Origin of the sequence: Mycobacterium sp. AZCC_0083 (genome assembly GCF_014202335.1) — a bacterium.
Lineage (GTDB): Bacteria > Actinomycetota > Actinomycetes > Mycobacteriales > Mycobacteriaceae > Mycobacterium.
In genome coordinates, this window is sequence record NZ_JACHGP010000002.1 from 114,323 (window position 1) to 137,576 (window position 23,254).

Sequence of the window (23,254 nt, forward strand, 5' to 3'; positions counted from 1 at the left end):
CGCCATGGAGCCCAGGCCCGAGGGCAGGATCCGGGACGTGCACCCGACGCCAGGGGAGCCCGGCGACCGGATCCTGACCATTCCGAATGCGCTGAGCGTGTTGCGGCTGGTCCTGGTGCCGGTGTTCCTCTACCTCCTGCTCGGCATACACGCCGACGCCTGGGCCGTCGCCGTGCTGATGTTCAGCGGCTTCTCCGACTGGGCGGACGGCAAGATCGCCCGTCTGGTGGACAATCAGTCGTCGCGCCTGGGAGCGCTGCTCGATCCCGCGGTCGACCGCATCTACATGCTGGTCGTCCCCGTCGCGATGGCGATCGACGGCATCGTGCCGTGGTGGATCGTGCTCACGCTGATCGGACGTGACGTCGTGCTGGCCGCGACGCTTCCCGTGCTGCGCAGCCGCGGCCTGACGGCGCTGCCGGTGACCTACATCGGCAAGGCGGCGACGTTCGCGTTGATGTCGGGGCTGCCCCTGATCCTGTTGGGCCAGTGGGATGCGCTGTGGAGCCGCATCATCCTGGCCATTGGCTGGGCCTTCCTGATCTGGGGCATGGCCATGTATCTGTGGTCGGCCGTGCTCTACCTGGTCCAGGTCGTGCTGGTGGTGCGCCAGATGCCCCGGGTGCGTGGCGGAGGGCAGGAGCGAAGTGACCCGGGAAGTAGATCCAGTGGCTGACGACGAACGCGCGCTCGGCGGGTACGGCGCCGAAGCCGGCCGCAACGCGCACGAGGCGGATGCGCCGACGCTGATCCCGGTGCCGTCGCTGCTGCGTTCGTTGCTCTCCGAGCACCTCGATCCCGGCTATGCCGCTGCCGCGGCGCGCCGCAAGTCAGGCAACACCCGCAGCCGGTGGTCGGACCTCAGTTGGCAGCTGCTCGCCGGCGTGGCGGTCGCCGCCGTCTTCGCCGCGGCGGCAGCACAAGCGCAGTCGGTCGCCCCAGCGACCCACGAGACTCAGTTGGTGTTGGCCGACGGGGTGCGGTCGGCCGAGGCCGTTACCGCCGGCTCCACGTCCCGACGCAACGACCTGGCCTCCGAGGTCGAGACCGAACGGCGCACCCGTCTCGAAGGTGACGAACAGGGCAGGCAACTGCTTGGCAGCCTCGACGTCGCGGAGGCCGCCGCGGCAGCGACGCGCGTGCAGGGACCCGGACTCACGGTGACCGTGACCGAACCCCCGACTGCCCGCGACCTGACCGACGTGTCCAAGGAGCGGGTGCCGGGCAGTCGCCAGGTCATTCTCGACCGGGACCTGCAGTTGGTGGTCAACTCACTGTGGGTCAGCGGCGCGGAGGCCATCGCCGTCGGCGGAGTGCGGATCGGGCCCAACGTGACGATCCGGCAGGCCGGTGGCGGGATTCTCGTCGACAATCAACCGATCAGCAGCCCCTACGTCGTGCTCGGAATCGGGCCACCCCACGGAATGCACGACACGTTCGACAACAGTCCGGCGCTACAGCGGCTTCGGCTCCTTGAGGCCTCCTACGGGGTCGGGGTCAACGTCAGCGAAGGCGACGGCCTCGCCGTCCCTGCCGGCTCGGTACGAGACGTCAACTTCGCCAAGCAGATCGGACGCTGACCCCTGAAATGCACGACCGGAGAGCAGACATGATCGGACCCACGTGATCGGAATCGCCGCACTCGTCGTCGGAATCGTGCTGGGGCTGGTATTCCATCCCAGCGTGCCCGAGGTGATCCAGCCGTATCTGCCGATCGCGGTGGTGGCCGCGCTCGACGCGGTGTTCGGCGGGCTTCGGGCCTACCTGGAGCGGATCTTCGACTCGAAGGTCTTCGTGGTGTCGTTCGTGTTCAACGTGTTGGTCGCGGCGATCATCGTGTTCGTCGGCGACCAGCTGGGTGTGGGCACACAACTGTCCACCGCAATCATCGTCGTGCTCGGCATCCGGATCTTCGGCAATGCCGCCGCTCTGCGGCGCAGGCTGTTCGGGGCGTGATGAGCGACCACCCGCACTCGCACGCGACCGAGCCGGAACATCACGGCCGGCACGAGCGGGGCCCCGACGAACCGGCCCAGCCGATCGGCGAGCTGCTGCCCAGCGGTATGGCCGGCGTGTTCCGCCGCGGCCGGTCCCAGATCGTGTTCGGCGGGCTCGCGGTGCTGCTGTGCATGGTGCTCGGCGTCGCGATCGTCACGCAGGTCCGCCAGACCGAGTCCGGCGACTCGCTGGAGACCGCCAGGCCCGCCGACCTACTGGTGCTGCTCGATTCGCTGCAACAGCGCGAAGCGGCCCTCAACACCGAGGTCGCCGATCTCCAGCGCACCCTGACTGCGCTGCAGTCCTCCGGCAGCAACGATCAGGCGGCGGTCGAGAACGCCAGGGCGAGGCTGGGCGCGCTGTCGATCCTGATCGGCACCGTGGGCGCGACGGGGCCGGGGGTCACGCTGACGATCGGCGACACCGCCCCCGGCGTGTCGCCGGAGACGATGCTCGACGTGATCAACGAGCTGCGTGCCGCGGGCGCAGAGGCCATGGAGATCAGATCCGCAGGAGGGCAGCCAGCGGTGCGTGTCGGCGTCGACACCTGGGTGATCGGTTCGGCCGGTGCGCTCAACGTTGACGGAACCCCGCTGAGCCCGCCGTATTCGGTTCTGGCGATTGGCGATCCACCCACGCTGGCCGCCGCGATGAACATCCCCGGTGGGGCGATGGACAGCATCGAGCGGGTCGGCGGCACAATGACTGTGCAACAATCTGCCACCGTCGACGTGACCGCCTTGCGGCAACCGAAACCCCGCCAATACGCTCAGCCCGTCAAGTGAGCCGACCCGCGATGAGCCCAAGAACCAAGGAGCGCCGTGAGCGAGATTCCGCCCGACCTTTACTACACCTCGGACCACGAATGGGTTCGTCGCACGGGTGACGACACCGTCCGAGTCGGCATCACGGACTACGCGCAGTCAGCGCTGGGTGACGTGGTGTACACCGACCTGCCCGCGGTCGGCACCGAGGTCGAGGCCGGCAGTGAGTTCGGAAACGTGGAATCGACCAAGTCGACGTCCGAGCTGTACGCACCGCTGACGGCGAAAGTCGTTGCAGTGAACGAGGATCTCGTCGACGCGCCAGAGCAGATCAACGCGGAGCCGTACGGGGCAGGCTGGCTCGTCGACCTGCAGGTCGACGCGGCGAGTCTGGACGACGCCCTGGCCTCTCTGCTCGACGCCGAAGGCTACCGGGCGACCCTCGACGAATGAGAAAACGGGCGGTGGTGGACACATCGGCAGGTACCGCGCGGTACGGTCGTCACAGACGCATGACGGACTGCCACGAGGCGGGCCGGTCACGCCAGACATCGCCACAGCAGCCAGTTAGGAGCAGCGGGTGACGGATAACGACACCAGTTCGGGAGCTGACCAGACGTCTGACGAAGTCACGGTGGAGACCACATCGGTCTTCCGCGCGGATTTCCTCAACGAGCTGGACGCTCCGGCAACGGCGGGAAGCGAGAGCGGGGTCTCGGGGGTAGAGGGACTGCCCACGGGATCGGCGTTGCTCGTCGTCAAGCGCGGCCCCAATGCGGGCTCGCGTTTCCTGCTCGACCAGGCCACTACGTCGGCCGGGCGACATCCCGACAGCGACATCTTCCTCGACGACGTCACCGTGAGTCGCCGCCACGCCGAGTTCCGCCTGGAGAGCAGCGAATTCCAGGTGGTCGACGTCGGCAGCCTCAACGGCACCTACGTCAACCGTGAACCGGTCGACTCGGCGGTGCTTGCCAACGGCGACGAGGTACAGATCGGCAAGTTCCGCCTGGTGTTCCTGACCGGGCCAAAGACAGACGACGGCGGCTCGGGCAGTTAGTGGGTTCAAAATGACGGCGATGAGCGCTCGCGCGAAGAGCAAATGACCCAGCCCGACACCCCAGCGCTGGCCGGGATGTCGATCGGCGCCGTCCTCGACCTGTTGCGACCGGACTTCCCGGACGTCACCATCTCCAAGATCCGGTTCTTGGAGGCCGAAGGGCTGGTCACACCCGAGCGCACGCCGTCGGGTTACCGGCGCTTCACCGCGTACGACTGTGCTCGCCTGAGGTTCGTCCTCACTGCCCAGCGCGATCAATATCTGCCGCTGAAGGTGATCAAGTCCCAACTGGACGCACAGCCCGACGGCGAGCTGCCCAAGACGGGGTCGGCGTACGGGGTGCCGCGCCTGGTGCAGGTGTCGGATGGTTCCGCCGAAGGCGTCCATGACACCGCTGCCGTTGGGCCCCCGCAGGTCCGGCTGAGTCGCGAGGATCTGCTGGCCCGCTCTGGCGTCGACGACGAGATGCTCACCGCACTGATCCGGGCAGGCATCGTCAAGCCAGGCCCTGCCGGGTTCTTCGACGAGCACTCGGTGGTCACCGCCCAGTGCGCGCGGGCACTCGCCGAGTACGGCATCGAGCCGCGTCACCTGCGCGCCTTCAGGTCCGCTGCGGACCGTCAGTCCGACTTGATCGCGCAGATCGCGGGCCCGGTCGTGAAGGCGGGCGCGCGTGACCGCGCCGACGACCTGGCTCGCGAGGTGGCTGCACTGGCAATCACGTTGCACACGTCGTTGATCAAGTCGGCCGTGCGCGACGTATTGGATCGCTGAGGACTAGACTCGCATCGACGGTTTGAAGTGCGGAAGGCAGACACAGATGGGCGAGGTTCGTGTGGTCGGCATTCGCGTGGAACAGCCGCAGAACCAACCGGTCCTGCTCTTGCGTGAGTCCAACGGTGACCGGTACCTGCCCATCTGGATAGGTCAGCCCGAGGCGACGGCGATCGCGCTCGAGCAGCAGGGTGTCGAGCCCTCGCGGCCACTGACCCACGATCTGATCCGAGATCTGATTGCCGCGCTTGGCCATTCGCTCAAGGAGGTCAGGATCGTCGATTTGCAGGAGGGCACCTTCTACGCCGACCTGATCTTCGACCGCGACATCAAGGTGTCGGCGCGCCCGTCGGACTCGGTGGCGATCGCCCTTCGGGTCGGTGTGCCGATCTACGTCGAGGAAGCGGTGCTCGCGGAGGCCGGCCTGCTCATCCCCGACGAGGGCGACGAGGAAGCCTCCGGTGGCGCCGTGCGCGAGGACGAGGTGGAGAAGTTCAAGGAGTTCTTGGACAGCGTCTCGCCCGATGACTTCAAGGCGACGTGAGCGGCTCATAGCGGTTGGTCGGCGAGGTTCCGATTTGTCACGGATGCGTCTCAACTGACCTGTGTCGCTCGACACGCGGAGCGGGTTTCACGGTTCCGCGAATGGGGCAGCCATACTTTGAATCACGACGGGCAGTCACGGCTCGGCGGGAAGCGTATGCTCGACACATTCGAGCTTGGAGCAAACGCGTTGCCTCGCAGTTCAGACTGCGTAGCACGAAGCGAGTTCGACTCGGCGAAGGGATGGACTGTGGGCGACACGCCACGTCAAGAGCAGTTGGATCTGTCTTCCGGTGGCTCTCCGAAGGAGGCGGCACCGACCCCGGCCAGCGAACCCGTTCAGGGTGGTCTGTTTCCCGATGACTCCGTCCCCGACGAACTCGTGGGCTATCGCGGGCCGAGCGCATGCCAGATCGCAGGCATTACCTACCGCCAGCTGGACTACTGGGCGAGGACCTCACTCGTGGTCCCGTCCATCCGCGGCGCGGCGGGCTCGGGCAGCCAACGGCTCTACTCCTTCAAGGACATCCTGGTCCTGAAGATCGTGAAAAGACTTCTCGACACCGGCATCTCGCTGCACAACATCCGGGTCGCGGTCGATCACCTGCGCCAGCGCGGAGTGAAGGACCTGGCCAACATCACCCTGTTCTCCGACGGCACCACCGTCTACGAGTGCACGTCCGCCGAAGAGGTCGTCGACCTGTTGCAGGGCGGCCAGGGCGTGTTCGGCATCGCGGTGTCCGGCGCGATGCGGGAACTGACCGGCGCCATCGCAGACTTCCCCGGTGAGCGTGCCGACGGCGGCGAATCCATCGCAACGCCCGAGGATGAGCTGGCTTCGCGCCGCAAGCACCGCGACCGCAAGATCGGCTGACTATCCACGGGATAGTTCTCCCGGGTCGCTTCGATGGAGCCGCGCGTGCGTGGACTGCCCTCCGGTAGACTCGGGAACCGCATCGTCCCCCCGCGGGAGAGTTCCGTGGCCGCCAGCCACGGACGCCGAAGGAGCAATACCTCTCCGTCAACCTCTCAGGCACCCAGGACCGCGAGGGACCCCGATGCCTCTGGAAAGCGGTGCGCCGTCGTAGGTCAGAACGGCTCACCCGCCCATGGGGAAAGGCACCCGCGCCGTCCGCCGGGTCGCTGAATCTCTCAGGCGCCCGGTTCGGGTCGACGACAGAGGGGGAGGACGGCAGCCTTGCTGCGCTCCGAGCCCGAGAGGTCGCCCGTGTCCGGTTCCACATCAGGTCACCACCAATTCAGCTTCGCCGATAGGCACATCGGCCCTGACGCCGACGCCGTCACGACCATGCTCAAGGTCATCGGGGTGGAGTCACTTGCCGAACTCGCCGAGAAGGCGCTCCCCGCTGGGATTCTCGACACGGTGACCGTCGACGGGCTGGCGCCGGGGCTCGATCGGCTGCCCCCACCGGCGACCGAGGAGCAGGCGCTGGCCGAACTGCGTGCGATGGCAGACGCCAATACGGTCGCGGTGTCGATGATCGGGCAGGGTTACTTCGACACGCTGACGCCAGCGGTGTTGCGCCGCAACATCCTCGAGAACCCGGCGTGGTACACCGCGTACACCCCGTACCAACCCGAGATCAGCCAGGGCCGGTTGGAGGTACTGCTGAACTTCCAGACCATGGTCGAGGATCTGACCGGCCTCGAGGTGGCGAACGCCTCGATGCTCGACGAGGCGACCGCCGCGGCCGAGGCCATGACGCTGATGCACCGTGCGGTGAAGAACTCCGTCAACCGCCTCGCGGTGGACACCGACGTCTACGCCCAGACCGCGGCCGTGCTCGCCACCCGCGCTGCGCCACTCGGCATCGAGATCGTCACCGCCGACCTGCGCGATGGCCTGCCCGATGGCGACTTCTTCGGCGTGATCGTCCAGTCACCCGGCGCCAGTGGCGTCGTCACCGACTGGACCGCCCTTGTCACCCAGGCACACGAGCGCGGCGCGCTGGTGGCGGTCGGTGCCGACCTGCTGGCGGTCACGCTGATCGCCCCGCCCGGCCAGATCAACGCCGACGTCGCGTTCGGAAGCACCCAACGCTTCGGCGTGCCAATGGGGTTCGGTGGTCCGCACGCCGGCTATCTGGCGGTGCACACCAAGCATGCGAGGCAATTGCCCGGCCGATTGGTCGGAGTATCGGTGGACTCCGACGGATCAGTGGCGTATCGACTCTCGCTGCAGACCCGCGAACAGCACATCCGCAGGGACAAGGCGACCAGCAACATCTGTACCGCGCAGGTGCTGTTGGCCGTGATGGCCGCGATGTACGCGAGCTACCACGGTGCCGACGGCCTCACCGCGATCGCGCACCGCGTGCACGGCCACGCACTCGGCGTGGCGACCGGCCTCGACGCCGCAAGCGTCGAGGTGGTGCACGACGCGTTCTTCGACACTGTGCTGGCCCGGGTTCCAGGTCGCGCCAAGGAGATTCGTGCAGCGGCGAAGGCGCGTGACATCAACGTGTGGCTCGTCGACGATGACCACGTTTCGGTGTCGTGCGACGAGGCCACCACCGCCGAGCACGTCGAGGAGGTACTCGAGGCGTTCGGGGCGACCCGCGGCGGGCATCACTGGCCTGGCCCTGAAATCGCCACGCGCACATCACGGTTCCTGACTCACCCCGCGTTCACCCGGTACCGCACCGAGACCGAGATGATGCGCTATCTGCGGTCGCTCGCCGACAAGGACATTGCACTGGACCGCAGCATGATTCCGCTCGGGTCGTGCACGATGAAGCTCAACGCGGCAGCCGAGATGGAGTCGATCAGCTGGCCCGAGTTCGCCCGCCAGCATCCCTTCGCGCCTGCCTCGGACACACCCGGCCTTCGCAAGCTGATCGCGGAGCTCGAGACGTGGCTCACCCAGCTCACCGGATACGACGCGGTCTCCCTGCAGCCCAACGCGGGCTCACAGGGCGAGTACGCGGGCCTGCTGGCGATCCACGCGTACCACGAGAGCCGTGGTGACAGTGGACGCGACGTCTGCCTGATTCCGTCAAGTGCACACGGGACCAACGCGGCGTCGGCGGCGCTGGCATGCATGCGCGTCGTGGTAGTGGCGTGCCGCGACAACGGCGACGTCGATCTTGATGACTTGCGTGCCAAGGTGTCTGAGCACGCCGAACGAGTGGCGGCACTGATGATCACCTATCCGTCCACGCACGGCGTCTTCGAGCACGACATCGCGGAGATCTGCGCTGCGGTGCACGACGTCGGCGGCCAGGTGTACGTCGACGGCGCCAACCTGAACGCGTTGGTTGGCCTGGCCCGTCCCGGCCGGTTCGGCGGCGACGTCAGCCACCTGAATCTGCACAAGACGTTCTGCATTCCGCACGGCGGTGGCGGCCCAGGCGTCGGTCCGGTCGCGGTGCGCTCACACCTTGCGCCGTACCTGCCGGGGCACCCGCTTGCCGATGAGCTCACCGACACCTACACCGTGTCGGCCGCCCCGTACGGGTCGGCGTCGATCCTGCCGATCACGTGGGCCTACATCCGGATGATGGGGGCGCCCGGGTTGCGCGCCGCGACGCTCACCGCGATCGCGTCGGCCAACTACATCGCCCGCCGCCTCGACGAGTACTACCCGGTGCTCTACACGGGTGAGAACGGCATGGTGGCCCACGAGTGCATCCTGGACCTGCGGGGGATCACCAAGAACACCGGCGTCACCGTCGATGACGTGGCGAAGCGGTTGGCGGACTACGGTTTCCACGCTCCCACGATGAGTTTCCCCGTGGCGGGCACGCTCATGGTGGAGCCGACGGAGAGCGAGAGCCTGACCGAGGTGGACGCGTTTTGCGAGGCGATGATCTCCATCCGCGCCGAGATCGACCAGGTCGGATCGGGCTCGTTGCCCGCGGAGGACAACCCGCTGCGCAACGCCCCGCACACCGCCGAATGCCTGCTGGTGGCCGATTGGGATCACCCCTACAGCCGCGAACAGGCGGCATACCCGCTTGGCAAGGCGTTCCGGCCCAAGGTGTGGCCGCCCGTGCGACGGATCGACGCCGCGTACGGCGACCGCAACCTGGTGTGCTCCTGCCCACCGGTGGAGGCCTTCGCCTGACTCCGGGCCGGGCGGGCCGCCGCTAGTCCAACAGGTCCTAGTCCAACAGGTCGTTGATGTTCGAGACCATCTCGGGGGAGTCCGAGGCTGGCACGCTCTGATACTGGCCGCCGGTGATCTCCGTGATGGCCTGCCAGGTCGCCCGATCCGGGTCGTCGCCAACGTTGATGACGTTGATGGCCACCTTCTTGGCGGGGTCGAACGCGGCGCGGATCGTGTCCTGCAGACCGGTGCCGTTCAGCGATTGGTCGGTGTGCGGGCCCGAGGTGATGATCAGAACCGAATTCGGTTGCCCGGCACGGAAGTTGGTGACCGCATCGGTGTAGACGTTGCGCAGGGTGGTGAATGACACGCGGCCGCTTGTCGTCGATGCCAAGCCGTCGAATCCGGCGATCAGCGCGGCACTGCGCGGCTGTCCCTGGACCGGGTCGCCGAGCGGACCGAGCGGAACCAGGGTGGACCCTTCGGCTCCATTGAATGCCGTCAGTCCGACCACCGCGTTGGGCGGCAAGGCAGCCACCCTGGCCTTCAACGCCGTCACCACCGGGCCGAGGTTCAGCGTCTGGTCGAGCATCACCGATACCGGGCCCGTCCCCGATGGCGTGTTCGGGCCTGCCGACGGGGGGCCCGATACCGCGTTCGCCAGCGTTGCCCGCATGGAGTTGTCACCCACGGACATCGGCGCAGGAAGCGAACCGAGGTCGACGACGTCGTTCTTCGGGGGCGTGCCGCCGTCGGTACGGAAGCCGGCCTTGGCCAATTCGGTCATGGGTTCGGCGCCGCGCAGATACCTGGCGAACTCGCTGGCGGCGCTCACCTGTTCCTGGGAAAGCCAACTGCCGGCGAGCAATACGGTCGGATAGTCGGCGATGGCGGTGGGGCCCGGCGGAAGCCAAGAGGTCAGCCGACCCTTCGCGTCGGGCATCGACCCGCCACGTTGGTAGAGCAGCTGTTCGGTGGTGACCACTGCGTGCACCGGCGTCGTGGCCGGGTCGCCGGCCTGCAGCAGGGCGTCCAACGCGGTGGATGCCTTGGAGTCGGCGAGCTTGGGTTGGCCTGCCATCAGCGTGCTGACGGCGGGGGTGCCTGCGGTGGCCGGTGCTCCTGGCGGGGCCGACGTGGTGGCGACGGCCTCGGCGGCCAGGTAACCGGCGTCGCTGTCCTCGGTCAGCGGCAGCGCCAGCCGCAACGAGCCCCAGCCGGACAGGTTCAGTCCGTCCATCGACGTCGGGTTGGTCTGCAGGGCAGGCAGGGTCGACCAGTTCTGTTGTGCCAGCGCATCCTTCAGCTGCGGGCGCACGGCAAGCACGACCGGCGAGGTGACAAGGGAACGACTGTCGCTGACCGTCTGTTCACCGGTGGCGGCTTCGAGCCGCGCCTCCGACACCGAGCTGCCAGGAATCCACAACGCCGGGCGCTCGCCGAGTTCGCCGGGCCACGCCCCGACGAAACCGTTCACCACCGCGTCGGAATCTGCAGGCCGCACGCCAACTTTCACGCATCGGTCCCCGACGGGGGCCGCGGTCTGGTTGTACTTGTCCGCGAGGGCACGCAGTGGGTCGGCGATGCTGGGGTCGGCGACAACGGCGACGGCGACTTCGCCCTCTACGCAGCGTGCGGCCCCTGCGTGCGACCGATTGGACAGCGCGTCACCGAGGAAGCGCCACCCGATGACCCCGCCGACGACAACCACCACGGCGACGAGGGCCGCGATGACGCCGATGCTGACGCCGCGCCTCTTGGGATCGACCGCCCGGTGGCTGCCCGTCCACTCGCCGCCCTCCCAGTCACCGCCGTGGGCACGTCCCGTGACAGGCGGCCGCGATGGTGGCGGGGGATTCGCGGCGAAGGAGTGTGTCGGGGCCTCGGGCTCCTCGTAGCGGTAGTCCGGCTCGTCGCGCTCCCAGAAGTTCGGCTCGTACCCGGGTTGGCGGGGCGCCGGTTCTTCGTAGCCGGCTTCGTCGTAATCGTCCTCGTAATCGGAGTCGTCGAAGTCGGCTTGCTCATAACCAGTTTGGTCGTCGTGCTCGTCGCCCGCGAAATCACGATTGGCATAAGGGGGTTCGGCAGAACCCGGTTCGCCATATCCGGGACCGGCCTCGTAGCCCTGTTCGTAGCTCGGCTGATCGTAGGAGAAGCCCTGCGCACCGTCATCGTGCGGAGCCCGAGGGTCGTCGGGTGCTTCGTCGGGGTCGGGAACGCTGTGCCTACCCATTCCTAACCGTTCCTGGTTTGCGAGCAGGAGTGAATTCTGCTCGGGTGCGGCCCGAACGGTCTTGGCCGCGGCTGGCGGGTGTTTTCCGGTGGACCGGTGCGCATCGTGTGCGACCGGTGGACCGGAACTGCCGTGCTGCTATGTGGTCAACGGTGGCGTCCAAGCCTGGCCGGCGGTGTGCCCGCTGCGGTCCACTGTCCGCAGCGGGGTCCTGCCGGCCGATGCCTGAACGACGGTCCGAGACCGCATCTGCCGACCGCGGCGCCGCAACGTGATGAGGTCGCGATGGGCGGATCGGAAGTGTGCTGACAACATTCTGGCAGACACCACCGACAAACACGCCGCACCGCGCTGGCGCACTCACTTTCGCGCGGTAATGCATGCTTCCGCTCACTATGCGACCAACAGTGGGCAACCCCTGCGCTCCTTGCCTTGGCTGATCATTCGGCGGCTCCGGAGGGACTCGTCATCCGGCTCGGCCGCTACGGCTCGTCATCCGGCTCGGCCGAAGTCTAGTCACAGGCCGGAATGTCGGGCTTTGAACTCGCGGCGGCGCCGGTGCAGGATCGGTTCGGTGTAGCCGTTGGGCTGCTGCGCACCCGACAGAATCAGCTCCTGTGCAGCCTCGAACGCGATGCTGGCCTCGGGATCGGGCGCCATCGGCAGATAGCTCGGATCGTTGGCGTTCTGCTCGTCGACCACGGCGGCCATCCGGCGCAGGCTGGCCTTGACGTCATCGGTAGTGATGACGCCGTGGCGCAACCAGTTCGCCAGCAGCTGGCTGGAGATGCGCAGCGTGGCGCGGTCCTCCATCAGCGCGACGTTGTGGATATCGGGCACCTTGGAACAGCCGACGCCCGCGTCGATCCAGCGCACGACGTAGCCGAGGATCGACTGGCAGTTGTTGTCGACCTCTTCGCGGATCTCCTCGGGCGCCCACGCCAGTTCGCTGGCCAACGGGATGGTCAGCAGCTCGTCGATGGTCGTCCGCTTCTTGCCCTTGAGCTCGTTCTGCACCTCGAAGACGTCGACCTGGTGGTAATGCATCGCGTGCAGCGTCGCTGCGGTCGGGGAGGGCACCCATGCGGTGGTTGCGCCCGCCTTGGGCTGACCGATCTTCTGCTCGACCATGTCGGCCATCAGGTCGGTCATGGCCCACATGCCCTTGCCGATCTGGGCGCGCCCGGAAAGGCCTGCGGCCAGCCCGGTGTCGACGTTGGCATCCTCGTAGGCCTTGATCCACGGCTGGCTCTTCATCGCCCCCTTGCGGATCATCGGCCCAGCCTCCATGGAGGTGTGGATCTCGTCGCCGGTGCGGTCCAGGAAGCCGGTGTTGATGAACACGACCCGGTCGGCGGCCGCCTTGATGGAGGCCTTCAGGTTCAGGGTGGTGCGCCGCTCCTCGTCCATGATGCCGACCTTGAGCGTGGCCTGCGGAAGGCCAAGCACGTCCTCGACGCGGCCGAACAGCTCGCACGTGAACGCGACCTCGTCGGGGCCGTGCATCTTCGGCTTCACGATGTAAACCGACCCGGTGCGGCTGTTGACCAGAGGCCCGTTGTCCTCATTCGCCTTCAAGCCGTGCATCGCGATGAGCCCGGTGAACAGCGCGTCCTGGATGCCCTCTGGCACCTCTGTGCCTTCTTCGCCGTCGGCGCCTGTGGTGATCGCGTCGTTCGTCATCAGGTGACCGACGTTGCGCACGAACAGCAGGCTGCGTCCCGGCAGGGTGATCTCGCCACCGTCCGGGGCGGTGTAGGTGCGGTCCTGGTTGAGGACGCGGGTGAACGTCTTGTCGCCCTTGCTGACCTCTTCGGTCAGGTCGCCGCGGTTCAGGCCGAGCCAGTTGCGGTAGCCGAGCACCTTGTCGTCGGCGTCGACGGCGGCGATCGAGTCCTCGAAGTCCATGATCGTGGTGATCGCCGACTCGAGCACGACGTCCTTGATGCCAGCGGCGTCGGTGGCGCCGACGGGGGAGTCGGGGTCGACGAGGATCTCGATGTGCAGGCCGTGGTTCTTCAACAACACGGACCACTTCGGAGAGCCGAGCTCGCCGGTGTAGCCGACGAACTTCTCGGGCTGGGCGAGGCCGACCGATAGTTCGTCGCCGAGATCGATCAGGAGCTGACCGTCGTCGATTTTGAGTCCAGTCGCCTGGTCCCACGTACCCGACGCCAGCGGCACGGCGTCGTCGAGGAACCCGCGGGCGTAGGCGATCACCTTGTCGCCGCGCACCCGGTTGTAGCTCGTGCCCTTCTCGGCGCCGTCCGCCTCGGGAATGACGTCGGTGCCGTACAACGCGTCGTACAGCGATCCCCACCTGGCGTTGGACGCGTTGAGCGCGAACCGCGCGTTCAGGATGGGCACCACCAGCTGCGGTCCGGCGGTGGTGGTGATCTCGGCGTCGACGCCGGAGGTGGTGATGGTGAAGTCGGCGGGCTCTGGCTGCAGGTAGCCGATCTCGGTGAGGAACGCCTGGTACTCCGCGGGATCGAATGGTCCGATGACGCGCTGGCGGTGCCACTTGTCGATCTGCGCCTGCAGCTCGTCGCGACGGGCAAGCAGTTCCTGGTTCTTCGGCGCAAGGTCGGTGACCACCTTGTCCACGCCCGCCCAGAAGCTCTCTGGATCCAGCCCGGTGCCCGGCAGGGCCTCGTTGGTCACGAAGTCGTGCAGCACCTTGGCGACCCGCAGATTGCCGACGGTCACGCGATCAGTCGCGGGCGGGCGAAGCGGGGTGGGCTCAGACATTGGTATTTCCTCCCTAAAGCGTCGATCCATCTTACCCGTGGGTAACCCCAGCTAAGTTCCCCGCACCGAACCCGATTCGCGGTTCACCGTGCTGAGCAGCAGGTCACACCGGTCTGCGAGCGCCGCCCGCAGGGGCGCCGCACGGTCGGCGACGTCCTGCTGGGCGCGGACGTATTCGGCACGACCCGCTGAAGTCTCGATGGCAATCGGCTCGAAACCATATCCGGTGAGGTCGTACGGGCTCGCACGCATGTCCAGCTCGCGGGCATCGGCGGCGAGGTCGAGGCAGTCCATGAGCAAGCCAGACTCCACCAGCGGGCCCAGTTTCCCACAGAACTTGTAGAGATCCATGTTCGCGTGAACGCACCCCGGCTGTTCGGTGGCGACTTGCGACTGCCTGCTCAGCTTCTCGGCGTTGCGCGGCGCAGCAGGCTCGGTGAAGAACCGGTAGGCGTCGAAGTGGCTGCAACGCAACGGCATCGAATCGACCACTGCGTCGGTGGCCGCGGCGCCCAGCCGCAGTGGAACCTCGTGCCTGATGTCTGCGGTCCGGTAGACCATCGCCCACTCGTGCAGGCCGAAGCAATTCAACCGGGCTGGCCGACGGGCGGTGGCGTGCAGTAGCTCGGCGATGAACTCGACAGTCTCGATGCGGGCCAGCAGATGCTCGTGAGTGACGGTGACGGCCGATCCGAGCGTGCCGTAGCCGCTGCGTTCGCGGAAGCGGCAGGCCGACGCACCGTCCAGCACCACGCCGTATCCCGGGTGCCAACGGCGCAGCTGGCGGGGCTTGAGGCTGTAGTAGCTGAACAGGAAATCCCACACCGGGTGAGCTTCGCCACGTCTGGCCCTGCGCAGGTGCGGCTCGACGAAGCGGTCCACTCGTTCGGCGTGCCGACGTTCGCGCTCGGTCCACACGGATTCGTCGAGCACGGCCTTGAGCTGGACTGAGTCGAGTACGAGCTCAGACACGGTGGGTTCCGTCGCGAACGGTCCCCACCAGATCCTCGACGAGGTCTTCCAGCGTCACCATCGCGGTCACCTGGTCGGGGCTGGCGGTCTCGTGGCCCTCGCGCGACCGTTCGCCGGTGACCAGTGCGAGATGGCTGTTGTCGCGTCGCAGCCGTGACAACGCGTCGGGCAGTGGCAACGTCGCGAGCACTTGCGGCAGCGGCCGCACCATGGATGCATCGACGACCGCATCGGGATCGTCGACCAGTGACAGCACGTCCTTGATGTGAACGTAGCCGGTGAATCGGCCGGCGAGATCGACGACGGGGAAGCGGGAGTAGCCGGTCTCGGCGAGTGCCTGTTTGATCGCTGCGACAGTCGGCCCCGAGCCATCGGCGGCGGCGGGAACCGCGTGAATCTCGTTGACCGGCACCGCAACATCGGCCACGATGCGCGTGCGGATCTGCAGCGCCCGCGACAGCCGGCTGTGCTCCTCGGGGTCCAGTAACCCCTCGGACACCGACTCGGCGATCATCTCGGACAACTCGATCATCGACACCGTGTTCTCGAGCTCGTTCTTGGCTTCCACCCCGAACAGGCGCAGCGTCAGCTTTGCGCACCAGTCGTAGAAGGCGATGAACGGGCGCGCGATCCGAATCCAGACCAGGTACGGCGGGACCAGCAGCATCGCAGCCGATTCGGGCCCGGCGATGGCGATGTTCTTCGGCACCATCTCACCGAGCAGCACGTGCAGCACCACGACGACCGTGATCGCGACAAGGAACGACACCGTGTGCAGCACCGCGTCCGGCACACCCAGCAGGTCGAACGGCGTTTCGAGCAGATGGGCGACCGCGGGTTCTCCGACACGGCCGAGCAGGATCGAGCACACCGTGATGCCGAGCTGCGCACCCGCCAGCATCAGCGACAGGTTCTGGCCTGCCCGCATGACCGTGACGGCGCTGCGCTTGCCTTGTTCGGCGAGGGCTTCGAGCCGGTCGCGGCGCGCGGAGATGAGCGCGAACTCGGCGGCGACGAAGAAGGCGTTGGCGGCCAGCAGCAACACCGTCAGCAGAACGCCAAGAAGGTCACCCATCGGCGGGCTCCTCGTCGTGGCCGAGCCTGACCAGCTTGATCAGGTCGATGCGGCGACCGTCCATTCGCTCGACGCTCGCCAGCCAGCGCACCGGGTGGTCGACCGCGGCGTCGGGGTCGAACTCGGTCAACTTCACCGACTCGCCCTCGACCGGAATGTGGCCGAGCTCCTGGAGCACCAGACCACCGATCGTTTCGTACTCGCCCTCGGGGGCCCGGAACGGGGTTTCGGTGTCGACCTCGTCGATGCGCAGCAGTCCAGAGACCTGCCAGCCATTGCGCATCTCGACGACGTCGGGGGTCGCGTCGTCGTGCTCGTCGCGGACGTCACCGACGATCTCCTCGATCAGGTCCTCGACGGTGACCATGCCCGCGGTGCCGCCGTACTCGTCGACCACCAACGCGGTCTGCAGACCGTTCGCCCGGATCTGCGTCATCACGGCATCGCCGTCGAGGGTTGACGGCACCGTGGGAACGGGCAGTGCAATCGTGGCCAGCTTGGTGTTCGACCGCTCGGCGGGAGGCACTTCGAAGACCTGCTTGACGTGCACGATTCCGACGGTCTCGTCGAGATCGCCGTCGACGATCGGGAAGCGGGAGTAGCCGGTCTCCATTGCCTTGGCCACCAGGTCGGCGACGGTGTCGTCGGTCTGGAGTGCCTCGATCGTCGAGCGGGGCGTCATCAGCTCCTCGGCGGTACGGGTGCCGAACCTCAACGAGCGGTCCACCAGCGTGGCGGTCGAGAGGTCGAGCGAACCCTGGCGGGCGGAGTTGCGCACCAGCGACACCAGTTCCTGCGGCGACCGCGCCGACCGCAGCTCCTCGGCAGGCTCGATGCCCACACGGCGCAGGATCCAGTTCGCGGTGCCGTTGGTCAACTTGATCAACGGGGTGGTGGCCGTCGAGAACAGCAGTTGCGGACCTGCCACGACGCGTGCGGTGGCCAGTGGCTTTGCGATGGCGAGGTATTGGGCCACCAGTTCGCCGAACACCATCGACACCGAGGTGGCGATCAACAGCGCAAGGGCAAGTGCAAAGCCTTCGGCAACGCTCTCTGGCAGCGCCAGCGCGTGAAAAGCGGGTTCCAGCAGGTGCGCGAGCAGCGGCTCGGCGAGATAACCGGTGATCAGCGTGGTGATCGAGATGCCGACCTGGGCTCCCGACAGTTGAAACGACAGTGTTCGGTGCGCCCGCTGCACTAGCTTGTCGCGACGCTTGCCGCTGCGCGCATTGGCGTCGACGGTGCTTCGTTCCAGTGCCGTCAGCGAGAACTCGGCGGCCACGAACAGGGCGGTACCTGCGGTGAGCACGACGAAGCCGAGCAGGGCGAGCATGGTCAGGCCGAAGCTCATCGCAGCCTCGCGGAGATTTCGCCGGGTCTCGTGCCCGGCTGACTACTGGAGGGTTCGGCGTCCTGAGGTTCCATGCCGGGTTCGCGGGCGGTTGGCTCGGACCCGACGGCCCGGTCAGACGTGGGGGCCTCCACGGGTGCCTGCGGCACGTGATCCCTTTCCTTCAGCCGGGGTGGTGAGGCATCCATGTTAGCGGGTGGCGACCGGTGTGTTGGGTCACCAACCGGTCGGCAGCGGATGTCCCTCGGCGAATCCGGCTGCCGACTGCACGCCGAGGACGACCTTCTCGTGCAGTTCGGGAAGGGTTGCCGCGCCGACGTAGGTGCAGGTGCTGCGGACGCCGGAGGTGATGTGGTCCAGCAGGTCCTCGACGCCGCCGCGGGTCGGGTCGAGACCCATCCGGGACGTCGAGATGCCCTCCTCGAACAGCGCCCTGCGGGCCCGGTCGAACAAGCGGTCGCCTGCCGTCCTCGCGGCGACGGCTCGTTTGGACGCCATCCCGTAGCTCTCCTTGTACAGCCGCTCCTCGCGGTCGGACATGAGGTCGCCCGGGGACTCGTAGGTGCCTGCGAACCAGGATCCGATCATCACGTTCGACGCGCCAGCGGCCAGCGCCAGTGCCACGTCACGCGGGTGCCGCACCCCGCCGTCGGCCCAGACATGTCCTCCGAGTTGCCTTGCCGCGGAAGCGCATTCGACGACTGCAGAGAACTGCGGCCTGCCGACTCCCGTCATCATCCTGGTGGTGCACATCGCGCCGGGGCCAACGCCGACCTTGACGATCGAGGCACCCGCGCTGATCAGGTCGCGGGTGCCCTCGGCCGACACCACGTTGCCTGCGGCCACGGGCAGACCCAGGTCGAGCGACGACACCGACTTGATGGCGTCGAGCATCTTCAGCTGGTGGCCGTGTGCGGTGTCGATGACGAGCAGATCGACGCCGACCTCGGCCAGCGCGCGTGCCTTGGCGGCGACGTCGCCGTTGATGCCGACGGCGGCGGCGATCCGCAGCCTGCCCAAGGCGTCGACGGCGGGTGCGTAGATCCCGGCCCTGACCGCGCCGGTGCGGGTGAGGACACCGGCAAGGCCGCCGGCAGGTCCGGTCATCACCGCAACGTCGATGGGTGCGTGTTCGAGCAGGTCGAACACCTCGCGGGGTTCGGTCCCGACGGGGGCGGTGACGAAGTCGAAGAGGGCCACGTCGCGCACCCTGGCGAACCGGTCCACACCCACGAGTGCCGCCTCGGTGACCAGGCCGACCGGGCGATCGCCGTCGACGACCACGGCTGCGCCATGCGCCCGCTTGTGGATCAGCGCCATGGCATCGGACACCGAGTCATCGGGCGACAGGACCACCGGGGTGTCGACGACCAGGTCGCGACTCTTGACGAAGTCGACGGTCTGCTTCACGGCGGCGATCGGAAGGTCTTGGGGCAGAACGACGATGCCGCCCCGTCGCGCCACCGTCTCGGCCATCCGCCTGCCGGCCACCGCCGTCATGTTGGCGACCACCACGGGAATGGTGGTGCCCGACCCGTCCACGGTCGACAGATCCACGTCGAATCGCGACGTCACGTCCGATCGTCCAGGGACGATGAAGACGTCGTTGTAGGTGAGGTCGTAGGGAGGTCGCTGCCCTTCAAGAAATCTCATCGACCTCGAGTCTAGTTCGCGGCGTCAGGCCTCGACCTCGGTGCGGTCACCACTCCACAGGGTGTGGAAGCGTGCGGCCGGGTCCGCGTCGGTGCGGCCGTAGGTGTGCGCGCCGAAGAAGTCCCGCAGCCCCTGCGTGAGCGCGGCGGGCAGTCGTTCGGTGCGCAGCCCGTCGTAGTACGACAGCGCCGACGAGAAGCCGGGGATGGGGATGCCCAACTGCGTGGCGGTCACGACGACCCGGCGCCAGCTGTCGATCGCCGACTCGATGGCGCTGCGGAAGTAGGGAGCCACGATGAGGCTGGGCAGGTCGGCGTTCTCGTCGAACGCCTCCTTGATCCGGTTGAGGAACTTGGCCCGGATGATGCAGCCGCCGCGCCAGATCGTGGCCATGTCGCCGGGCGTGATGCCCCAGTCGTATTCGATGCTGCCTGCCTGGATCTGGTTGAAGCCCTGCGCATAGGCGATGATCTTGGACGCGTAGAGCGCCTGGCGGACGTCCTCGGTGAACTGCGCTGCGTCGCTTGGATTTCCGCCGAGGTCGCCCGAGGCCAAGCCGGTCGTGGCCTTGCGTTGGGTGACCGAGCCCGACAGTGCGCGGGCGAACACCGCCTCGGCGATGCCGGTGACCGGGACGCCGAGGTCGAGAGCCGACTTCACCGTCCAGCGGCCGGTGCCCTTCTGCTCGGCCTCGTCGAGGATGACGTCGACCAGCGGCTTACCGGTCTTGGCGTCGGTCTGGCGCAGAACTTCGGCGGTGATCTCGATCAGGTAGCTGTCCAGGTCGCCCTTGTTCCACTCGGCGAACACGTCGGCGATCTCGGGAGCAGTCTTGCCGAGCCCGTCGCGCAGCAGTTGGTAGGCCTCGCCGATGAGCTGCATGTCGGAGTACTCGATGCCGTTGTGCACCATCTTCACGAAGTGCCCTGCGCCGTCGGGTCCGATGTGGGTGCAGCACGGCACGCCGTCGACGTGTGCGGAGATCTCCTCGAGCAGCGGGCCGAGTGACTTGTAGGACTCGGCGGGCCCGCCCGGCATGATCGACGGCCCGTTCAGGGCGCCCTCCTCGCCGCCGGAGATGCCTGCGCCGACGAAGTGCAGTCCACGCTCGCGGATCGCCTTCTCGCGGCGGATGGTGTCGGTGTAGAGCGCGTTGCCGCCGTCGATGATGATGTCGCCGGGCTCCATCGCGTCGGCCAGTTCGTTGATGACCGCGTCGGTCGGGTCGCCCGCCTTGACCATGATGATTACTCGGCGCGGCTTCTCAAGTGCGGCAAGGAATTCGGGGATCGTCTCGCTGCGCACGAAATTGCCCTCCGAGCCGTGCTCCTTCAGCAGCGCATCGGTCTTGGCCACCGACCGGTTGTGCAGCGCGACGGTATAGCCGTGGTGGGCGAAGTTGCGGGCGAGGTTGGAGCCCATCACGGCCAGGCCGGTGACCCCGATCTGGGCGGTGGCGGAGGTTTCAGACGAGCTCACAGGCAGCCTTTCGTTGTTTGGTTGTCGAGCGGGGAGAGGTTGACGCTATGCGGCGAAGAGCCTCTGCAACTCGGTGAGCCACGGCACCGCGAATGCGATGGTCGGCACGATGACGACCGCGGCGGCGGCAAGGTATGCGGTGATGGCCAGCGGCACGCTGTTGGGTCTACCAGCGAGTCGGCGCACACGGATGACGGTGGTGGGACCGCCGGCGGCCAGCGCGCCGGACGGGGTGCGCCCCGACGCGCACGCGACGAGGGCACGGGCCAGGGAAGTAGGTCCTGCGGCCCGTACCGCGGCGTCGTCGGCGAGTAGTTCGATCAGCAACCGCACGGCGCCAAGCGCGCTGGCGCTGCGGACGAAGCGGGGGAATGCGGCGTGCACCGCGGTGAACATCTCAAGAACGAGGTCGTGACGAGCCCGCAGGTGCGCTTGCTCGTGGCTCAGGATGGCGGCGATCTCGCCGTCGGACAGCTCCGTGAGGGTGCCCTGGCTGACGACGACGCGGCTGCGGACCCCTGGCAGGCAGTAGGCCAGCGGTTGCGTCACGTCCAGGATGCGCAGGCCGCTGGCCCGCGTACAGACCTCGGGTGCGGTGTCGCGCGAGCTGCCGAGCAGGTCGACGAGCATTCGGTGATGGGCGCGCCTGCGCCGGGTGGCGATGGCGACCTGGACGACTGCGACGAGCAGGCGGCAGCCGACCACCAGTGTCAGCGCGAAGACGACGACGTAGACGATCCACAGCGGCCAGCCGAGGACTGCGATCTCACTGGTGACGGTCGCGGATGGGCGCCCGTCGGGGCCAACGACGAAGAGCCTGCTGGCAATCGCGAGTCCCGCGCTGAACGCGGAGAGCACGGCAGCGACCGCGATCGACTGCCAGAGCACGACGGCAGCACGTGGTGCGCGCAGCGGCCACGACGCTCTGGCCAGCAGCTCCGGCACAGGTCCGACGAGGACCAGCGCGACGATGGTGAAGGCCAGCGCGGTCACACCGCTAGTCTCCCTCAGCCGGTGCCCGGATCGCCAGTGGGCGTCCCGGTTCGGTGCTTGTCTTCTAGTTCTGCCAGTGCGCGTCGAAGGGCGGCGGCCTCGTCGGCCCCCACCCGCTCGACGAAGTGCACCAGTGCCGACTCGCGGCTCCCGGAGTCCGAGGCCTGGTCGAGCGCGTCCACCATGAGCCCGGCGACCAGCACGTCGCGGCCGTGGGTCGGGGCATACCGATGCGCCCGGTCGTCGCGGTGCTGAACCACCAGATTCTTCTTCGCGAGCCGCTGCAGGACCGTCATGATCGTCGTGTAGGCCAAATCGCGCCGTGCAGAAAGTGCCTCGTGCACCTGCCGCACGGTTTGGGGCTCACGCGATGACCATAGGTGGTCCATAACCTCGCGTTCGAGTTCCCCGAGTCGCGTCATCTTCGCCATGTTCCGTTCACTCTCCTGCGCACTGAATTCAGGGTACTACGGGCTTACTACCGTGTGTCGTATCCAACGACCGCGTCCACGCGTCGGTAGTAGCGACGGCGACGCCGCTAAACACCCCTTTCGCCGGTCGTTGTGAGGCCAGTCACAAGGTGTTTCCGTGCCAGTTACGCTGCCTATAGTAAGGCTAACCTAACTTATGGAGGTGCACATGACCGTCGCGGTCGACGACCCACTGATCGCCCGAATGGCGATCAGCCGGACGCTGCCCTTGCACGAGTCCAGCCGCAGACTGCGCGAGCTGTACCCGGAGTGTCCGCGCGTCTACGGCGTGGCCGTGATGAGCGACCTGACGCGTCGTCGTTGGTGGCCGTTGTCCGATGTGCTTGGCACCGAACGACTGCGGAACATGTTCGCCGCGGCGGCCGCGGAGACCGAGAGTCGCACCGCCGTCGCACAGCAGTTGGCGGCGACGTTGTCACACGTGGTCATCGGCCGGGTGATACCGCTTCTGGTGCTCGAGGGACGGGCGTGGGACACCGGCCTCGAGAACCTCTGGGTGCACGTCGACTCCGAGGGCGCGATCGACTGGGTCGGCGTCGTCGACCCGACGCTGCGGGTGCTGCCGGAGGACCCGTACTTCGGCGGTCGCGCGGGGCTGCGCCAGCGCCATCCGGTGCGCGACCGCATGGTGGCACTGCCCAACGAGGCGGCGTTGACCACATGGGTTGCCCACCGCAGCCACCGTGCGCTTGAACCGTTGTTCGACAAGCTGTTCGAGGTGTGCGACGGCGCGATGTCGGTCGCCGCGATGTGGCATGCCGTTGGCGCCGCGGTGGTCTCCGCAGCCACCCAGGTGCCCCTGCTGGCCGGGTCGAGCGAACTGACCAGCATGCGGCGGGGGCAGGCCGTGCTCGACGCGTTGGTGGGATTCGGTGCGCCAGTTCGCGGATCGACGAGAACCGTTGCAAGTAAGGTCTTGCTAAATTAGGGCAGCCTTGCCTATTGTCATGGGCAGGAACGCACCACACGCTTCAACGAATCACCGGAGAAACCACCGGACCGCCGCGGAGTCCAGAGGGCTGCTGAGACCCCCGGTCCACTCGAGGTC

General features: G+C 67.4%; 20 protein-coding genes and 1 riboswitch. Of the genes, 11 read left to right on the forward strand and 9 right to left on the reverse strand.

All coding sequences use genetic code 11. From position 1 onward, the window contains the following. Window positions 1-4 precede the first annotated feature (4 nt). From HNP02_RS04080 to gcvP, 10 genes are all read left to right on the forward strand, one after another. The gene (locus HNP02_RS04080; protein ID WP_184435363.1) at window positions 5-676 is read left to right on the forward strand and encodes a CDP-alcohol phosphatidyltransferase family protein; all 672 of its coding nucleotides are present in this window, start codon (window positions 5-7) and stop codon (window positions 674-676) included. Further along, window positions 669-1,580, forward strand: coding sequence for a DUF881 domain-containing protein (locus HNP02_RS04085; protein WP_184435365.1), 912 nt, complete (start codon window positions 669-671; stop codon window positions 1,578-1,580). The genes HNP02_RS04080 and HNP02_RS04085 overlap by 8 nt, the downstream gene beginning before the upstream one ends. Before the next feature lie 43 nt (window positions 1,581-1,623). Beyond that, a complete protein-coding gene (locus tag HNP02_RS04090; protein WP_184435367.1) occupies window positions 1,624-1,956 on the forward strand; it encodes a small basic family protein in 333 nt (110 codons plus the stop codon). Then, window positions 1,956-2,783 carry a DUF881 domain-containing protein gene (locus HNP02_RS04095; protein ID WP_184435369.1) on the forward strand — a complete coding sequence of 276 codons (828 nt, stop codon included), beginning with the start codon at window positions 1,956-1,958 and terminating at the stop codon, window positions 2,781-2,783. Before HNP02_RS04090 ends, HNP02_RS04095 begins: the two co-directional genes overlap by 1 nt. 36 nt (window positions 2,784-2,819) lie before the next feature. Further along, the gene (gene gcvH, locus HNP02_RS04100; RefSeq protein WP_184435371.1) at window positions 2,820-3,215 is read left to right on the forward strand and encodes a glycine cleavage system protein GcvH; all 396 of its coding nucleotides are present in this window, start codon (window positions 2,820-2,822) and stop codon (window positions 3,213-3,215) included. Between the two features lie 127 nt (window positions 3,216-3,342). Next, window positions 3,343-3,822 carry a glycogen accumulation regulator GarA gene (gene garA, locus HNP02_RS04105; protein WP_184435373.1) on the forward strand — a complete coding sequence of 160 codons (480 nt, stop codon included), beginning with the start codon at window positions 3,343-3,345 and terminating at the stop codon, window positions 3,820-3,822. A 42-nt stretch (window positions 3,823-3,864) separates the two neighbouring features. Then, window positions 3,865-4,596: a MerR family transcriptional regulator gene (locus tag HNP02_RS04110; RefSeq protein WP_184435376.1), complete on the forward strand. Its 732-nt coding sequence runs from the start codon at window positions 3,865-3,867 to the stop codon at window positions 4,594-4,596. A gap of 46 nt (window positions 4,597-4,642) precedes the next feature. Next, a complete protein-coding gene (locus tag HNP02_RS04115; RefSeq protein ID WP_184435378.1) occupies window positions 4,643-5,140 on the forward strand; it encodes a bifunctional nuclease family protein in 498 nt (165 codons plus the stop codon). A gap of 249 nt (window positions 5,141-5,389) precedes the next feature. Then, a complete protein-coding gene (locus tag HNP02_RS04120; protein WP_184435380.1) occupies window positions 5,390-6,013 on the forward strand; it encodes a MerR family transcriptional regulator in 624 nt (207 codons plus the stop codon). 83 nt (window positions 6,014-6,096) lie between these two features. Beyond that, a riboswitch (glycine riboswitch) is annotated at window positions 6,097-6,195 on the forward strand. 172 nt (window positions 6,196-6,367) lie between these two features. After that, window positions 6,368-9,226, forward strand: coding sequence for an aminomethyl-transferring glycine dehydrogenase (gene gcvP, locus HNP02_RS04125; RefSeq protein WP_184435382.1), 2,859 nt, complete (start codon window positions 6,368-6,370; stop codon window positions 9,224-9,226). 37 nt (window positions 9,227-9,263) lie between these two features. Here gcvP and HNP02_RS04130 read toward each other — a convergent pair whose 3' ends face one another. From HNP02_RS04130 to HNP02_RS04170, 9 genes are all read right to left on the reverse strand, one after another. Continuing rightward, a complete protein-coding gene (locus HNP02_RS04130; protein ID WP_184435384.1) occupies window positions 9,264-11,441 on the reverse strand; it encodes a substrate-binding domain-containing protein in 2,178 nt (725 codons plus the stop codon). 516 nt (window positions 11,442-11,957) lie between these two features. Next, complete coding sequence (locus HNP02_RS04135; protein ID WP_184435386.1) at window positions 11,958-14,192, reverse strand: malate synthase G; 2,235 nt, start codon at window positions 14,190-14,192, stop codon at window positions 11,958-11,960. 51 nt (window positions 14,193-14,243) lie between these two features. Then, complete coding sequence (locus tag HNP02_RS04140) at window positions 14,244-15,164, reverse strand: 3-methyladenine DNA glycosylase (protein ID WP_184435388.1); 921 nt, start codon at window positions 15,162-15,164, stop codon at window positions 14,244-14,246. Further along, entirely contained in the window at window positions 15,157-16,239 is a 1,083-nt protein-coding gene (locus tag HNP02_RS04145; protein ID WP_184435390.1) for a hemolysin family protein, read from the reverse strand. The genes HNP02_RS04140 and HNP02_RS04145 overlap by 8 nt, the downstream gene beginning before the upstream one ends. Next, window positions 16,232-17,590, reverse strand: coding sequence for a hemolysin family protein (locus HNP02_RS04150; RefSeq protein ID WP_184435392.1), 1,359 nt, complete (start codon window positions 17,588-17,590; stop codon window positions 16,232-16,234). Before HNP02_RS04150 ends, HNP02_RS04145 begins: the two co-directional genes overlap by 8 nt. A gap of 216 nt (window positions 17,591-17,806) precedes the next feature. Beyond that, window positions 17,807-19,243: a GuaB1 family IMP dehydrogenase-related protein gene (locus HNP02_RS04155; protein ID WP_184435394.1), complete on the reverse strand. Its 1,437-nt coding sequence runs from the start codon at window positions 19,241-19,243 to the stop codon at window positions 17,807-17,809. Window positions 19,244-19,267: 24 nt separating this feature from the next. Continuing rightward, window positions 19,268-20,722, reverse strand: a complete 1,455-nt coding sequence (gndA, locus tag HNP02_RS04160) for an NADP-dependent phosphogluconate dehydrogenase (RefSeq protein ID WP_184435396.1) — start codon at window positions 20,720-20,722, stop codon at window positions 19,268-19,270. Between the two features lie 45 nt (window positions 20,723-20,767). Further along, window positions 20,768-21,715, reverse strand: coding sequence for a M56 family metallopeptidase (locus tag HNP02_RS04165; protein WP_184435398.1), 948 nt, complete (start codon window positions 21,713-21,715; stop codon window positions 20,768-20,770). A 14-nt stretch (window positions 21,716-21,729) separates the two neighbouring features. Continuing rightward, entirely contained in the window at window positions 21,730-22,146 is a 417-nt protein-coding gene (locus tag HNP02_RS04170) for a BlaI/MecI/CopY family transcriptional regulator (protein WP_184435400.1), read from the reverse strand. A gap of 208 nt (window positions 22,147-22,354) precedes the next feature. On the opposite strand from HNP02_RS04170, the gene HNP02_RS04175 reads away from it, so the two are divergent. Beyond that, complete coding sequence (locus HNP02_RS04175) at window positions 22,355-23,134, forward strand: iron reductase (protein ID WP_184435402.1); 780 nt, start codon at window positions 22,355-22,357, stop codon at window positions 23,132-23,134. The last annotated feature ends 120 nt before the right edge of the window (window positions 23,135-23,254 follow it).